Source organism: Haloarcula salinisoli (genome assembly GCF_019599405.1).
GTDB classification, from domain to species: Archaea; Halobacteriota; Halobacteria; order Halobacteriales; family Haloarculaceae; genus Haloarcula; species Haloarcula salinisoli.
Genome location: NZ_RKLQ01000001.1, coordinates 1,375,501 through 1,390,902, shown reverse-complemented (window position 1 = coordinate 1,390,902; position 15,402 = coordinate 1,375,501). Strand labels below are relative to the sequence as shown.

The window sequence follows — 15,402 nt, the reverse complement described above, 5'->3', positions numbered from 1 at the left end:
TTCAGAAGCACGCTACGACCAGTCTCGGCCACGCGCTGGGACTGGAAACTCGCCAATCCGACATATTTAAATGGTTCTGTCCCTGATATATGAGTAGACGCAGACGATGTACGATTTGACCGGCTTTCAACGGGATCTCCTCTACGTTATCTCGGGCCACGAAGAGCCCCACGGCCTCGCTATCAAGGAGGAGCTGGAGGCCTACTACGAGAAGGAGATTCACCACGGCCGGCTCTATCCCAATCTCGACACCCTCGTCGACAAGGGCCTCGTCGAGAAGGGACAGCGCGACCGACGGACCAACTTCTACACGCTGACCCGCCGTGGCCGCCGTGAACTCGACGCTCGCCGTGACTGGGAGAACCAGTACGTCGATACCGAGGCCGACGCCTAGGAGGGGTCTTCGGCACCCGGCGTGGGAGCCGAGTCCTCGTCCCGCTGGGCCGCTGGCACGTCGTCTATCTCCGGGTCACCCACTTCCTCACCCACGAGGTTCGTCGGGTCGACGCCGCTGGGGCGGGCTTGTCCCTCGACGATGACTGGCAGGACGAATCTGGCGAAGTGTGCGACCAGCACCAGTATCATCGGCGCGAGGAAGAGCCCGTACCAGCCAAAGAGGAACGGGCCCAGAACGTACGCGAACATCAGCGTCCCCGTGTGCAGCCCGGGGTTCGAGTCGGCCTCGGGCGTCGATTCTGCCCGCCCGAACGGCCCGAGCGGGAGTGACCCGCCACCGGAGACGTACGGCCGGACGACGAGGTCCGGTATCGTGTCCACGACGACAAAGGCGACCCCGACAAAGAGCGCGACGAACCACCAGCCTTCGCCGTCGAGGCCGGCAGTGACGGCCAGATAGATGGCCATCGGCACGTAGACGATCTTCATCCCGATGATGGGGATGAGACTCGCCGCCCCCGCGAGCACTCCCGTCAGGGCGGGGTAGGGCACAGAGAGACCGGCCGGTGCGACGAAATCCACGACGCTGAAGGCGATCGCACCGATGGCGCTCGTGACGATGGCGTTCAGGATGTTCCCGTAGAACACCTTGTGGAAGCTCCGGTCGACCTCGTGGAAGTAGTGGTCGAGCACACCGCGGTGGTCGAGAAAGCCCTTGACCCACTCGGCAAAGCGCGGGCCGTCTCGGAGCAGGTAGAACGCCAGCGCGAACATCACGAACGCGTGGATGAGCCCCGTCCCGACGACGCCGAGATAGCCGACGAACTGCCCCAGCGTGTCGACGATGGTCCCCGGCCCACCCGCGTCGGAGAGCAGTGTCTGGGGGTTCTGGACCACCTCGGAGACGTTGATGTACGGCTCGATGGCGTCGGCGTAAGGTCCGACGTCCGTCGTCTGGGCGAAGCGGCTGAACTCCTGTACCGCGATGGCTAACGTGTAGTACAGCAAGACCAGTACCGGCAATGCTAGCAAGAACAGCGAGAGCAGCGCCGACACCGTCGGCTGTTTCACACGGCGCTGGACCCGGCGGTAGAGCGGCCGCGTCGCGTAGTAAATGAAGATACCGAAGACGAACGTGCCGATAAACGAGTACGTAACGAACAGTATCGTGGCGGCTAGCACGACGCCAAAGCTAATCCAGAACGCGCGTGGCCAGTTGATATCCACGTCGTACTCAGCCATGATTCGGGATTCAGTTGGGTGAAGGAAAAAGCTACCTCGTCGGCCGACACGCTTAGTCGCTCCAGGCCGTAGGTCTCCCGTGCAGAGTTCGATACAGCTGGCCGCCCCCGGGATAGACGAGGGGATTCTGCGAATCCTGCTCGCGGGGGCGCTGGGGATGTTCCTCGGGCTCGAACGGGAGTGGTCCCAGAAGTCAGCGGGCATCCGGACGTTCGCGCTGGTCAGTCTGCTGGCGGCCGTCTTTACCGTCACCGAACGCGACACCCTGCTCGTTCTGGGCGGGGTGCTGGTCATCGTCCAGGGCATCCTGCTTGCCGTCCAGGGGCTGCAAGCCGAGGAACAGACGCTCTCGCTGACGACCTCCGTCTCACTGCTCGTGGCCTACGGCGTCGGCGCCGTCGTCGCGGCGGGATACATCCTGGAGGGCGTGACTGTGGCCGTCCTCTCGTCGCTGTTGCTCGTTCTGAAGCGGGAGCTACACAGCTTCGCCTGGGGGCTCAGCAAGCAGGAACTCCGCTCCGGAACCGAGTTCGCTATCCTCGCCTTTGTCATCTATCCGCTGTTGCCCACCGACCCAGTACGCATCCCCGGCGATATCCTCAGTGTGACTATCGAGCTACGCGTCGTCTGGCTCATGGTGGTCTTCGTCGCGGGCATCGGCTTCGTCAACTACGCCATCGTCCAGACCTACGGCGGGCGCGGTATCGCAGTCACCGGCTTCTTCGGCGGGCTGGCCTCCTCGACGGCCGTCGTGGGGACGATGATAGACCACGTCCGACAGCAGCCCGCCGCCTCCTCCTACGCCGTCGCCGCTATCCTGCTCGCCGACGCCGCGATGGCGCTGCGGAACCTGCTCATCACCGTCGTCTTCACCATCGAGAGCGGGCTCCTGCTCACGCCACTCGTCCCGCTGGGTGCCGTCATCGTCGGAAGCGTCGCCGTCGCGGCCTACACCGCCGACTGGTCAGAGGAAGTCGAGATGGACCTGACCAGCCCGTTCTCGCTGCGTGGCGTGTTGGCGTTTGGCGGCGTCTTCTTGCTGGTGGTCGTCGTCGGCAGCGTCGCCAGCGCCCGCTTTGGCACCGCCGGCCTCTACGTCACCTCTGTGCTCTCCGGGCTGGTCTCCAGTGCCGGTGCGACCACCTCCGCCGTCCTGCTGTACCGCGGTGGCGCCATCGACGAGACGACGGCGATGCTCGCTATCTTGCTCGCCACCGCGGCCAGCATCGCCGTCAAGGCCGCGATGACCGCTCCTGGGCCCGACCGGAGCTTCGCCGGGCGCGTCGCTATCTGGAGTACCGTCGTCCTTGGCGGCGCGAGCGCACTGGTCGTCGCGATGCTCGCCTAGAACTGGTAGCGCCGGTCGTCGTTGTCCTGTGCCTGTGGGAACTGGTTGCCCCCGGCCATCTCGTCGAAGGTCATCCCCGAGAGGAACTCGTCGTAGGTACAGTCGTAGCCCGACCGGAGGTGGAAATCCAGGGTCCCGCGCTCGACGGTCGACTGGAACAGCATATGGACGGCCCGGCGGAGTAGCTCGTCGGTGTCCTCGGGGTCCAGCGCGACCGAGAGCATCGCCAGTTCGTTGCGCGTCTCCCGGTCCAGCGACACCGAGAGGTCGTCGTCGAGGTCAGCGTACCGGTCCTGCATCTCGTCTTGCAGTTCGTCGAGGGTCATGCCTGTTCGAAGGGCCAGCCCGTAAAAACGACTTGCGACTCGACCACCACACACAAATCATCGAGGTCCAAAGAGCCGCCAATGAGTGAGCAGGCGGGAGACGACCATCTCCCGAACGACGTCCCAGCGGTCCAGACCGCCCTCGTCGAGTGGTACGAGGCCGACCACCGCGACTACCCGTGGCGTCAGACCGACGACCCCTACGAGATTCTCGTCTCGGAGGTGATGAGCCAGCAGACCCAGCTCGACCGCGTCGTCGCGGCGTGGGAGGACTTCCTTGAGCAGTGGCCGACGGTCGCGGACCTCGCGGCGGCCGACCGCGGCGACGTGGTGGGCTTCTGGACCGACCACTCGCTGGGGTACAACAACCGCGCGAAGTACCTCCACGAGGCCGCCCGACAGGTAGTAGAGGACCACGACGGGCAGTGGCCACGGGACCCGGACGGCCTCTCGGAGCTGATGGGCGTCGGCCCCTACACCGCCAACGCCGTCGCCTCCTTCGCGTTCAACAACGGAAACGCCGTGGTGGATACGAACGTCAAGCGTGTGCTCTACCGCGCGTTCGACGTGCCCGACGACGACAGTGCCTTCGAGGAAACCGCTCAGCGACTCATGCCCGAGGGCCGCTCCGAGGTCTGGAACAACGCCATCATGGAACTGGGTGGGGTGGCCTGCGAGAAGACGCCGGACTGCGACGGCGCACAGTGCCCGTGGCGCGAGTGGTGCTCGGCCTACCAGTCGGGCGATTTCACCGCGCCGGACGTCCCCACCCAGCCGACCTTCGAGGGGTCGCGCCGACAGATGCGGGGGCGCGTCATCAGCGTGCTCAACGAGTACGACGAACTGGCGCTCGACGAACTCGGTCCGCGGGTGCGGGTCGATTACGCGCCCGAGGGCGAGTACGGACGCGAGTGGCTCCGGGGCCTGCTCTCGGACCTGGACGACGACGGGCTGGTGACACTCACGGACGGTGTGGCGACACTGAGCCGGACGTAACCGGCTCAGGATGACTCGCTGTGCTCGCGCTGGACCACGAGCACCGGGCCGAGGAACCTGTCGGCGATTTGCTCGGCCGGCATCCCGAAGACGAACGTCGCCAGCGATGGGTCGGACTCGCCCATCACGAGGGCGTCGTACTCCTCGGCCGCCGTCGCGATCGCTTTCAGCCGTTTCTGTTCGGGGTCGACTCGCGTCTCGATTGCCGACCGTGCCATTCCCTTGCTGGTCAACCGGTCTTTCACCCCATCGAGGAAGGTCTCGATATCGTCGTCGGTCTCGTTCGTCTCGGTGACGTGATACATGGTCACGGTGACGTCCGTCGAGCCGAACAGGCCAGCGACTGCGTCTGCGAGTCGGCTCACGCCGGCAGTGCCTCTGACCGCGACGAGGACGTCGTCCGGCGGACTCGTCCCGTTGGGGACCAGGACGGCCAGACAGTCGCATTTCTTGCGTACTCTGTCGAGTGTCTTCTGCCCGTCGTGGGTGAACACCAGCCGTCGCTCGACGGTCGCGCCCGCCTCTTCGAGGGTCGACTCGTACCTGTCCAGTCGCCTGTTTGCCCGCTCCTCGAACTGCATCTTCGCTTGCCCCGTCGCGGTCTGGTCCGGGACGACGTGATACCCCAGCAGGACGACGTGGGCGTTCGCCAGGAGTTCGGGCACGCCGTCGGGAATCGATTCACCGTCGAGGACGCGTATCGGGACGAGGATGGATGGTCGGTCTGTCATTGTCAGATGGCTCCTTGCAGCCTGACGCCGCTCGCGTAGTATCGGTACCAGAGATACGAGAGAATCATGACCCCGACGCCGACGACGATAGAGGCCGGTTGCATGAACGCGACGAGGCCGAAACTGGCTAGCGCCCCGACGACGGGGACGACCGGATACCCTGGGACCCGATAGCTCGGGGTGTACCACTCCGGATTCCGTCGGCGCAACACCAGCAACGCGACACAGATGAGGCCGTACATCACCAGGTGCAGAAAGGAGGCGACCTCCGCGAGGAGCTCGACCTCGCCGGTCGCGACGAGCACGAGAATCGGGCCGCCGGCCGCGAGCAGGGCCACGTGTGGCGTGCCAAAGCGGAGGTTCACTTCGCTCGCTCGTCGGGGGAGCAAGGCGTCACGACTCAGCGCGTAGACGGCCCGGGAGGCCGAAAGTATCGAGGCGTTCGCGCTGGAGAAGGTCGCAAGCAGGCCGGCGAACAGTATCGCGACCGCGCCGGGCAGTCCCAGGAACTCCCGCGCGACCTCGACCATGGCAGTCTCGCCGAAGGTGCCCAGCCGGTCCGCGCCGAAGGCGCTCGTCGCGACGAAGATGGTCACCACGTAGAACACGGTGACGATGAGGACCGACCCGATCATCGCGCGCGGGAGATTCCGGCTCGGCTGTTTTATCTCACCCGCAACAGTTGCGACCTGAGCGAACCCGAGATAGGAGGTGAAGACGAGCGCAGCGGTGGTCAACACCGGGAACGTTCCCTGTGAGAAGAACACGCTGGGGGGAGCTTCCCGGCCGAACACGCCGAGTGCATCGAGGACGCCGTACGTGAGAAACACTGTCAGTACCACGAGTAGAATTCCGACGACGTAGTTCTGGAGTGTGGCGGTGTTCTCGGTTCCACCGATGCTCAGCGCCGTCAGCACGACTCCAAACAGGAGCGCGATAGCGACCACCGGGTTGACGCCGAGTTCGATGCCGACCTCGGCCAGCACAGCGGTCGCGTAGTGGCCCAGCCCGACGAGATAGAACGCGGAGGCAAACACCAGCCCCAGCCACAGTCCGAGGCCCACAATCGCGCCCGCGGCGGTTCCCAGGCTCCGGGAAACGAAGTAGTAGCCGCCCCCGCTCCGTGGCATCGCGGTCGCCAGTTCGGCGGTCGGGAGCGCGACGAGAAGCGCGATGACGCCCCCGATAGCGAACGACAGGGAGGCGGCCGGCCCGGCCGTGCTGGCCGCGAGACCGGGGAAGACGAAGATACCGGCCCCGATCATGGTCCCGATGCCGATTGCCAGCCCGCCGACGAGCCCGATGGTCCGCTCCAGTTCGGTCTCGTCGTCGTGAACGATAGCCTCGTCGGTGACTGCTTCGGGCTCCTCGACCGGTATCTCACCAGCGACGTTCTCCCCGGCCACCTCGGGTCCAACAGGCTGGTCGGCCATAGATGTATGTTACCGTACATCAGGGATAAAACCGATGTACGGGGGGACTGGCGACCCCCCTACTCGCCGGTCCCGCGACCGAGCAGCGACGCGGCGACGCGGCGGACCGCGTGACTGACTTTCCGCCGGGTCCGCGAGCGTGAGTCGTAGTCGATACCCTGGCTGTCGAACCACGCCTGCATCGACGTCGAGCCGCCCTCTCGGTCGATACCGAGCTGTTTCGCGTGCTTGACCGGATGGCGGCGCCAGTTGTACTCCCAGTGGGCGTAGACGTCGATACGGTCGTCGTCGCGTCTGCTGAGGATAACGTGGAGCTGACGGTCCGAAAACGGGACTCTGCGGTAGGTCCAGCTCCCGTTCGGGTCCGCCCCCACAGGCGGCTGATGGTACCAGCTGACCGGTCCCCACGCGAAGCCACCGGTAGATAGCGCCCGCTCGAACTCGTTCATCGGCACGTCGACTGTCCCGGCGTAGCCCGACCGATGGAGCCTGAACTCCGGCCGGCCGACCCGCCTGGCCAGTCTGGTCAACCGCGGTCCGATGAGGTGCCGGAGTCGATACGGGATGTCCGGTCGGAAATCCGCGACCGTTGGTCGCATAATCGTACTACGAGCGCCAGGCCTACGAAAGTGAGCCACCGCTTGGCGGCCGATGGTCTCGCTCGGCAAGCAGCCCCGGAATTTCCGCTACCACTTTGGACCGTCGCTGTCTGCGTCGACGTATGGCACGACCACACGTCGTCGGCGTCGTGGGGAGTCTCCGCGACGGGAGCTACACCCGCGTCGCCGTCGAACGCGCCCTCGATGCGGCCGCCGGGGCCGGCGGCAAGACCGAACTGCTGGACCTGCGAGAGTACGAGCTGCCGGTCTTCGACGCGGACGACCGCGAGGCCGGTGACGCGCCCGAACTTACCCGTACAATCCGCGAGGCCGACTCGATACTCCTCGGGACGCCCGTCTACCACGGCTCGTACTCGGCGCCGCTGAAGAACGCACTCGACTACTGCGGCTTCGACGAGTTCGAGAACAAGACCGTCGGCCTGCTGGCCGTCGCCGGCGGCGGGTTCCCCATCACCGCGCTGGAACACCTCCGGTCGGTCTGTCGGGCGCTGAACTGCTGGGTTATCCCCCATCAGGCGGCCGTCCCACGCGCTCGCGACGCCGTCGAGAACGGCGCGATTACCGACGAGGGAATCGACGAGCGGGTCGCGCGACTGGGCGAAGAAGCTGTGCAGTACGCCAACATCGAACCCGACCCGCCGTGTCTGGAGAGCACGGAGAACGTCGGAGCAGATGATTAGCCGTGAGGGCCGTGTGCCCGCACTCGTGAGCAGCTGCTCCGCAGGTGCCACGACTGAAGGCGCCGACGATTAGCCAGGCAAGCGCCGTGACTGACACCTTCTGATACCGGAGCGGAACTCGCAATTGTCTTACTGACCGAGTCCCCACACACAGCCGTGACACAGTGGGTCGAGACCACCGGGACGGGGCGTGACCGCGGACCGGTGGCCATCGTGCGCGCCTGGGCGGAAGTCCTCCGCAGACCGCGACGGTTCTTCCGGACCGGCATCGCCCCCGGTGACCAGGCGCCGGGACTCATCTTCGCGTCGCTGGTCGTCCTCGTCGAGGAACTGGGCCGCTTCCTCGTGGTCGAACTCGCGAGCCGCGGCGTCATCTCGACCGGGCCCTTTCCCTACCCCGCCATCGGCGACTTCACGCCGGGCGTGGCCGTGCTTGCCCTCCTGGGTATCATCGTCTTCGTCGCGCCCATAACGGTCCATCTTACCGCGGCGATACAGACGCTCCTGCTCGTCCCCACCGCGCCCGACCGGGGCGGTATCAGCGAGACGGTCCAGGTCATGTGCTACGCGATGGCGCCCTGCATCGTCGCGGGACTTCCGTTCCCGGAGCTGCGCGTGGTCGTCACGCTCTGGGGCGCGGCACTATACGTCGTCGGCACGGCCGTGGTCCACGAGCTCAGTCTGCCGAAAGCGGTCGCCGTTGGGACCCTCCCCGCTGCAATCATCTTTGGCTACGGCTTCCGGGGCTTCGACGCACTGACGGCGCTCGGGATACTGCCGGGTATAAGTTCGTAAAGATATTCGCCCCCCTGGGGTGGCGAATTACGTCAGTTTGTTATAGCCGGCAGTACGAGTGCGAGCGGATTTTAGGCCGGAGCGCAAAGGTGAGGTATGCTCACGCTGGACATCGACGACTTCATGCTCGAACTCAAGGACGGCGCCGTCAAGAACGTCGGCCCGTCGAACAAACAGGCGACGGTCAAGATGTACGACATCGAAGGGGTCGACGTTCGCGAGTATGGCGACAAACGCGTGAAACTCGCCTTCGAGGACGAACAGGGCAGCGAGATAGAGGTCGCGCTGTTCCCGGAACAGGCCAGAGCGGTCGCAGACGGGCTGGAGCTGCTCGAATCGGAGAGTGAGGTCTTCGAGTGAGCTGTCGGTAATCAGGGATTTTCTCGCGCGGCGAATTCGACAACAGTTTTAGGCCCCACCTGCTTGCATCGGGCAATGGGTTCGTGTATCATTTGCGGCACATCCGTCGACGGACACATCTGTGACCTCCACGAGGAGGACGCGTTGTTCGAGTTCCGAGGGAATAGCGCCGACCAGCTGAACATTGGTCGATACTACCGCGGCAACGTGGACGGCTTCGCCGAGTTCGGCGTCTTCGTCGACATCGGCGACAGCGTCACCGGCCTGCTTCACCGCAGTGAACTGGACCAGCGGCTCGATTCGCTGGACTGGGAGCCGGGCGACGAGGTGTACGTCCAGGTCAAGAACGTCCGCGACAACGGCAACGTCGATCTGGGCTGGTCCATCCGGCAGGCCGAACGCGAGTTCCGCGGCGTGCTGGTCGACGACCCCGACGTGGGCCACTCGACGCTGCTGGAGGAGGAAGAGGACGAGGCCGAGTCGGGAAACGCTGACGGGGACGGGGCGTCTGCTCAGTCCCCCGACACGTCCGCAGACGCGTCGGACGAGACTGCCAGCGAAGACGATGCGGTCGAGGCAGAGACCGACGCGGACACAGACGAGGCCGAGACCGACGCGGACACAGCCGAGGCCGAGCCCGCGGAACCGGAAGCGGGTGACGTGAGTCAGATGGGCGACGACAACCGTGTCTCCGAAGCCGGCGGCTCGTTCGGTTCGGACAGCGACGACGAGCAGTCCGCCGACGAGACGACCGAAACGGACTCCGCCAGCGGCGGCGCGGCCGTCGTCGAGGCCGAGGACGAACTGGAGACGGTTCCCGTCGGCGCCCTCGCGGACCACGTCGGCGAGGACGTCCGACTCGAGGGCGAGGTCGTCGGCATCCGCCAGACCTCCGGCCCGACCGTCTTCGAACTACAGGACGAGACCGGCACCGTCGACTGCGCCGCGTTCGTCGAAGCAGGCGTCCGTGCCTATCCCGACGTCGAGGAGGGCGAGTTCGTCCGACTCGACGGCGAAGTGCGCGAACGACGGGGCGAACTGCAGGTCGAGACCGAGGCGCTCACCGTCCTCGACGACGAGGAGCGCGACGCGGTCGAACAGCGCCTCGCGGACGCCCTCGACGACGAGGCCCGTCCAGACGCCGTCGAGCCCCTGGCCGCGGACGGCACCGTCGAGGCCCTCTCGGAGGACCTGGTCGAGGCCGCCACCGAGATTCGCAAAGCGGTGCTCACCGAGCGGCCGGTCATCGTCCGCCACACCAACACCGCCGACGGCTATCTCGCGGGGAGCGCGCTCGAACGCGCGACGCTCCCGCTTGTCACTGACCAGCACCGACGGGCCGACGCTCAGTACCACTACTTCGACCGCCGACCGCTGGAGGGTGGCGTCTACGACATGGACGACGCCACCAAGGACGCCTCCCAGATGCTCGACAACCGCGAGCGCCACGACGAGGCCCTTCCCCTGTTCGTCTTCGTCGCCGCCGGCGGCACCCGCGAGAGCCTCGACGGCTTCGACCTGCTGAACGTCTACGGGGCGCCCACCGTCGTCGTCGACGACATCGCGGTCGACGGCGCCGTCACCGACGCCGTCGACGCTGTCGTCTCGCCGAGCCTGGCCAACGTGCCCGACACGACCGCGACGACGCTCGCGGCCAACGTCGCGGCCCACGTCAACGACGACGTGCGCGACGACCTCCAGCACCTCCCTGCGGTGAGCTTCTGGGAGGGCGCCCCCGAGGCCTACGTCGACCTCGCGAGCGAGGCCGGCTACGACGCCGAGGCGCTCGCCCAGCTGCGCGAGGCCGTCGCGCTGGAAGCCCATTACCAGTCCTACGAGGACAAGCGTGAGCTCATCACCGACCTCGTCTTCGGCGACGACGAGACCGACGTCGGCGGGCTGGCAGGCCACGTCGCCGAGCAGTTCCGCGAGAAGGTCGACGAGGAGGTCTCGACCGCCGTGGCCAATCTGGAGTATCATACGGTCGCGGAGGCGGACATCGCGGTACTGGACACGGACGCCTACTCCCACCAGTACGAGTTCCCGCCGGAGACGCTCCTGCTGGACGAACTCCACCGCTCGGTCCGGGACGAGGTCGACGCCGTGGTTGGCGTCGACACTGACACGCTGTACGTCCGGACCGACGCCGACCTCGACCTGCACGAACTGGTCGCCGACATCGACGAGAGCGTGCCGGAAGGCGGCGTCACCACCCGAAGCGTGCGTGACGGCTCCGTGCGCTATCTGGCCGGCGAGCGCGACGCCGTGCTCGACGCGACGCTCGAACGGCTCGCCGACGACCTGTAACGACACAGGACTTTTCTTTCCATCCGCTGTCGACACGGTATGAGCGACGGCCCCGTCAACGCCGACGACCTCGAGTGGACCGAACACGACCACGGCGACCGACAGTTCAAGCGCAAGAAGCTGGCCGATGCCGCCGGTGGCGAGAAGCTCGGAACGAGTCTCTACGAGGTGCCGGCCGGCAAGCGACTGTGGGTGCGACACTATCACGAGGGCAACGAGGAGTCTATCTTCGTCCTCGACGGTAGCGGAACGCTCTTTCTGGGTCCCGACGAGACAGAACACGCCCTCGAGACCGGTGACTACGTCGCCCTGCCGCCCGGCGAGGAGAGCGCCCACGATATCGAAGCCGGCGACGACGGACTCCGCCTGCTGATGAGCGGGACGATGGAGGAACCCGACATCACCGTCTATCCCGACCGGGATATGGTCGGGCTATACGCCGGAAGCGCGCCCGGCGGCGACAGCGACGAGCGGACGCTATCGACGTATCTCGACCGGCACGCCGAGCTGGACTACTGGGAGGAGTGAGGACCGGTCTACCGACGGATATCGACGTTGTCGAACGTCGCCGACCCGTCGTAGTGGTACCCCACGAGTCTGAACGGGTTACCAGAGAGTTCGTCGTCGGTAATGGAGACAGACTCGCCAGTAGACGAGATTCGGGCGGTGATAGTACCGTCCGTTTCCCAGTCGATACTGACCGTCTCCCACTCGTTCGTGGAGAATACGTCGTTCTCGTTTCTGTCGTTGCGAAGCTTCGTCGAGTCGCCGGTCCCGAACTCGTTTCGCTTCTTCACCACCTCGATAAACGGGCCGTTGTTGTTGTCCCGGACCTTGACGAGGTACGTGAGGTTCTGGGCCGCGTCGTGCTGGAGTGCGATGTCGATGCCCGACCAGCCGTCGACGTAGAAATCGAGTGAGAATGTAAGTGGCGGCTCCAGACTCACCTCCTCCGTGGGTGTCATGTAATGTGACTCGGTCCGGTGCTGGACGGCGTACTCGCCCTGACTGGGCGAAGTGGTGATGTGATACGTCTCTGTGGCGTCGTCGCCCGGTATCGAGACGATATCGTAGGAATCCAGGGTCCCGTCCTCGAAGTCGTCGGCGTAGATGACCGACGAGTCGGAACTGTTCTCGTCCGTTCCGGTCTCCGTCGCGTCGTCGGACTCGTCGTCGTCTTCGTCCGCCCCTTCGGAGTCGCTACTGTCGGACATCTGTTCTTCGAGAACGCCCAGACAGCCACTGAGGCCGACAGTTGCGGCGCCTGCAGTCGCACCGAGGACGTACCGCCGGGACTTCTTTCCTTTGGTCATAATGCTTGAGTTAACTCAGATGTGTAAAAAAGTTGCTAGTCTCCGCCGACCCGCCGAGTACGAGTCTCCGGCCGGCCAGCGTTCGATACTTACGCCCGAGCGACACGCTTATTCGGCCGTGTCGACCAGTTCCGGTAAGCGATGAGCACGGAGACGGAGGACCCGGAGGAGACGGAAGCCTTCCAGCAGGTGTGTGCGGAGCTGGTCGACCGCATCCTCGCCGGCGAGGTCGAACGCGACGACGTCGAGAGCGCCAAGATAGACGTCTGCCGTGAGTACTCGGCCCCGAAGGTCCCGCAGAACTCCGAACTGCTCGACTACGCGCCACAGGAACACCGCGAGGTACTGGAGGAGGTCCTCCAGCGCAAACCCGTTCGCACCGCGTCGGGCGTCTCGCCTATCGCCATCATGACCTCCCCGCACCGGTGTCCACACGGGAAGTGTCTCTACTGTCCCGGCGGCCCGGACTCGGAGTTCTCCTCGGCCCAGTCCTACACCGGCCACGAGCCCGCCGCGGCACGCGGCGAGCAGAACGACTACGACCCGTACGGCCAGGTGACCCTGCGGCTGAATCAGCTTCGGGAAATCGGCCACCCCGTGGACAAGGCCGAACTCATCATCATGGGCGGGACGATGACCGCCCGGAGCCACGACTACCAGGAGTGGTTCGTCAAGCGGGCCATCGAGGCGATGAACGACTTCGACCCCGAGGCCGACCCACAGCCGGCGGAGGATATCAGCTTCGCAGAGGACGACTACGAGTTCCGGTATCTGGAGGACGTCATCGCGGAGAACGAGACCGCTGACGTGCGAAACGTCGCGACCACCTTCGAGACCAAGCCCGACTGGTGTGACCCCGAGCAGATCGACCGGATGCTCAGACTTGGGGGCACGAAAGTCGAAGTGGGCGTCCAGACGACCTTCGAGCGAATCAACCGCGAGATGCACCGCGGCCACGGCGTCCAGGCCAGTATCGACGCCAACCGACGGCTCCGTGACTCGGCGTTCAAGGTCGGCTTCCACATGATGCCCGGCCAGCCGGGGATGTCCAGGGAGATGTGTCTGGAGGACTTCCGGCGCATCTTCTCCGAATCCCGCTGGAAACCGGACTACCTCAAAATCTACCCGACGCTCGTCGTCCCGGGCACCGTCACCTACGACTGGTGGAAGAAAAACGACTTCGACCCGCTGAACAACGAGGAGGCGGCCGAGCTCGTCGCCGAGATCAAGGACATGATTCCCCGCTACACCCGCCTCCAGCGGGTCCAGCGCGACATCCCGGCGGACTTCATCGAGGGCGGCGTCTGGAAGTCCAACCTCCGCCAGCTGGCCTGGAAGGAGATGGAGAAACACGGGTGGTCCTGTGACTGTATCCGGTGTCGCGAGGCCGGTCACTCCGAGGAGGTCGCCGAGAACGTGGAACTGAACGTCATGACCTACGAGGCCTGTGGCGGCACGGAACATTTCATCTCCTTCGAAGACTTCGACACCGACGTGCTCGTGGGCTTCTGTCGCCTCCGGTTCCCGAACAGCCCGGTCCGTCACGAACTCGACGACGCTGCGCTCGTCCGCGAACTCCACGTCTACGGCAACTCGGTCGGCGTCGGCCAGTCCGCCGGCGACGACGACCACCAGCACAAGGGGTACGGCAAGCGCCTGCTCGCGAAAGCCGAGGAACTGGCTCGCGAGGCCGGCTTCTCGAAGATTGCGGTCATCTCCGGCATCGGCGTCCGTGAGTACTATCGGAACAAGCTCGAGTACAAACAGGACGGCCCGTATGTCTCGAAGCGTCTCGATTGACTGGCCCGAACAAAGTGGGGGCCGGCCTTTTTCGCCACCGAAAGACTCGCTGCGCTCGTCTTTCGAGCTCCCGTTCGCTTCGCTCACGAGAACCACGTTTTTCCACGAGCGGGTTGCGGGCCAGCGGCCCGCAACCGGATGACGTGGCGGCTACGCCGCCACGCTCTTCCTGCAGCGAGCGAAGTGAGCGAGGAAACCCGATGAAGAAAAAGGTGGTTCTCGTGAGCAAACGGCTGGAGTGACCTGCCAGCCGAAACCGCGGCTGTCACACTCTCACGGGATGCGGTGTGGTTTTCCACGCTGATACCCTTTACCGCGTATGGTCCGAGAGCTTCGGCCGGGCGTCTGGTTGCTGGAACTGGGCCTGTTCCCGCCGCTGGCCTCGAACGCCTACCTCGTCGACGGGGGCGCGTTCGAGGCCGGCCCCGACAGCCTGACGCTCGTCGACACCGGGCTCTGGTGGAACGAACCCACCGTTCGCGAGGAACTCGACGCGGTGGGCTACTCCCCGGCCGACCTCGACCGCGTGCTGGTCACCCACTACGACCTGGACCACGTCGGCGGTCTCAACCGGCTGGTCCCCGAGTTCGACGGCCCGGTCTCGCTGGGCCGGGACGACCTCGACCTGCTGGAGCGACGCGCCCATCCCGAGTGGCTCCACCACAAGGGGCTCTTCCACCGGGCGAGCCGTCGGCTGTTCCCGTTGCCGGACCTCCGGCTCGAACCGCTGGACGATGGTGACACCGTCGGCGGGTTCACGGCCCACCACACCCCAGGGCACAACCCGGGCCACGTGGTGTACCACCACGAGGGCGCGTCGGCGGCCTTTCTCGGCGACCTCGTCTGGGCCGGCGACGACGGCGGCCTGACGACGCCGTTCTGGGGTGACTCCTACGACATGGCCCAGTTGCGCGAGAGCGTCGCCGCGCTTTCCGCGCGGATTCCGCGGTTCGACGTGGCAGCCATGGGCCACGGCGACCCGCTGGTGACTGGTGGCGACGACGCCTTGCGAGCGCTGGCCGGACGGCTGTGACACTGCCCGACGGCTCGTGGTT

The 15,402-nt window shown here is 65.6% G+C and carries 16 protein-coding genes; 10 read left to right on the top strand and 6 right to left on the bottom strand.

The annotated features are described in order from the left end of the window. Positions 1-106 precede the first annotated feature (106 nt). Complete coding sequence (locus tag EGD98_RS07200) at positions 107-394, top strand: PadR family transcriptional regulator (RefSeq protein ID WP_220587664.1); 288 nt, start codon at positions 107-109, stop codon at positions 392-394. Here the strand turns inward: EGD98_RS07200 and EGD98_RS07195 are convergent. Continuing rightward, on the bottom strand, positions 391-1,638 hold the full coding sequence (locus EGD98_RS07195; protein ID WP_220587663.1) for an AI-2E family transporter: 1,248 nt from the start codon (positions 1,636-1,638) through the stop codon (positions 391-393). The two genes, EGD98_RS07200 and EGD98_RS07195, sit on opposite strands and share 4 nt — an antisense overlap. Before the next feature lie 79 nt (positions 1,639-1,717). On the opposite strand from EGD98_RS07195, the gene EGD98_RS07190 reads away from it, so the two are divergent. Next, positions 1,718-2,986: an MgtC/SapB family protein gene (locus EGD98_RS07190; protein WP_220587662.1), complete on the top strand. Its 1,269-nt coding sequence runs from the start codon at positions 1,718-1,720 to the stop codon at positions 2,984-2,986. Here EGD98_RS07190 and EGD98_RS07185 read toward each other — a convergent pair. Continuing rightward, positions 2,983-3,312, bottom strand: a complete 330-nt coding sequence (locus EGD98_RS07185; RefSeq protein WP_220587661.1) for a ribbon-helix-helix protein — start codon at positions 3,310-3,312, stop codon at positions 2,983-2,985. The two genes, EGD98_RS07190 and EGD98_RS07185, sit on opposite strands and share 4 nt — an antisense overlap. An 81-nt stretch (positions 3,313-3,393) precedes the next feature. Here EGD98_RS07185 and EGD98_RS07180 point away from each other — a divergent pair, with 81 nt between their 5' ends. After that, a complete protein-coding gene (locus EGD98_RS07180) occupies positions 3,394-4,308 on the top strand; it encodes an HhH-GPD family protein (protein ID WP_220587660.1) in 915 nt (304 codons plus the stop codon). Positions 4,309-4,313: 5 nt separating this feature from the next. On the opposite strand, the gene EGD98_RS07175 is transcribed toward EGD98_RS07180, so the two are convergent. The 3 genes from EGD98_RS07175 to EGD98_RS07165 are packed head-to-tail and all read right to left on the bottom strand — an operon-like array spanning position 4,314 to position 7,071. Beyond that, complete coding sequence (locus EGD98_RS07175) at positions 4,314-5,039, bottom strand: universal stress protein (RefSeq protein WP_220587659.1); 726 nt, start codon at positions 5,037-5,039, stop codon at positions 4,314-4,316. Between the two features lie 2 nt (positions 5,040-5,041). After that, on the bottom strand, positions 5,042-6,472 hold the full coding sequence (locus tag EGD98_RS07170) for an APC family permease (RefSeq protein WP_220587658.1): 1,431 nt from the start codon (positions 6,470-6,472) through the stop codon (positions 5,042-5,044). 59 nt (positions 6,473-6,531) lie between these two features. Beyond that, positions 6,532-7,071 carry a hypothetical protein gene (locus tag EGD98_RS07165; RefSeq protein WP_220587657.1) on the bottom strand — a complete coding sequence of 180 codons (540 nt, stop codon included), beginning with the start codon at positions 7,069-7,071 and terminating at the stop codon, positions 6,532-6,534. A 122-nt stretch (positions 7,072-7,193) separates the two neighbouring features. Here EGD98_RS07165 and EGD98_RS07160 point away from each other — a divergent pair, with 122 nt between their 5' ends. From EGD98_RS07160 to EGD98_RS07140, 5 genes are all read left to right on the top strand, one after another. Beyond that, the gene (locus EGD98_RS07160) at positions 7,194-7,772 is read left to right on the top strand and encodes an NADPH-dependent FMN reductase (protein WP_220587656.1); all 579 of its coding nucleotides are present in this window, start codon (positions 7,194-7,196) and stop codon (positions 7,770-7,772) included. A gap of 156 nt (positions 7,773-7,928) precedes the next feature. Next, complete coding sequence (locus tag EGD98_RS07155) at positions 7,929-8,567, top strand: YIP1 family protein (RefSeq protein ID WP_220587655.1); 639 nt, start codon at positions 7,929-7,931, stop codon at positions 8,565-8,567. 96 nt (positions 8,568-8,663) lie between these two features. Then, entirely contained in the window at positions 8,664-8,927 is a 264-nt protein-coding gene (locus tag EGD98_RS07150) for a hypothetical protein (protein ID WP_220587654.1), read from the top strand. Between the two features lie 75 nt (positions 8,928-9,002). After that, positions 9,003-11,234, top strand: a complete 2,232-nt coding sequence (locus tag EGD98_RS07145; protein ID WP_220587653.1) for an OB-fold nucleic acid binding domain-containing protein — start codon at positions 9,003-9,005, stop codon at positions 11,232-11,234. A gap of 39 nt (positions 11,235-11,273) precedes the next feature. After that, positions 11,274-11,762 (top strand): cupin domain-containing protein, encoded by a 489-nt coding sequence (locus EGD98_RS07140; protein ID WP_220587652.1) that lies wholly within the window; start codon positions 11,274-11,276, stop codon positions 11,760-11,762. Positions 11,763-11,770: 8 nt separating this feature from the next. On the opposite strand, the gene EGD98_RS07135 is transcribed toward EGD98_RS07140, so the two are convergent. Beyond that, positions 11,771-12,547, bottom strand: a complete 777-nt coding sequence (locus EGD98_RS07135) for a hypothetical protein (protein ID WP_220587651.1) — start codon at positions 12,545-12,547, stop codon at positions 11,771-11,773. 141 nt (positions 12,548-12,688) lie between these two features. On the opposite strand from EGD98_RS07135, the gene EGD98_RS07130 reads away from it, so the two are divergent. Both EGD98_RS07130 and EGD98_RS07125 read left to right on the top strand, forming a co-directional pair. Beyond that, a complete protein-coding gene (locus EGD98_RS07130; protein ID WP_220587650.1) occupies positions 12,689-14,347 on the top strand; it encodes a tRNA uridine(34) 5-carboxymethylaminomethyl modification radical SAM/GNAT enzyme Elp3 in 1,659 nt (552 codons plus the stop codon). A gap of 319 nt (positions 14,348-14,666) precedes the next feature. Next, positions 14,667-15,380: an MBL fold metallo-hydrolase gene (locus EGD98_RS07125; protein WP_220587649.1), complete on the top strand. Its 714-nt coding sequence runs from the start codon at positions 14,667-14,669 to the stop codon at positions 15,378-15,380. Positions 15,381-15,402: the final 22 nt, after the last annotated feature.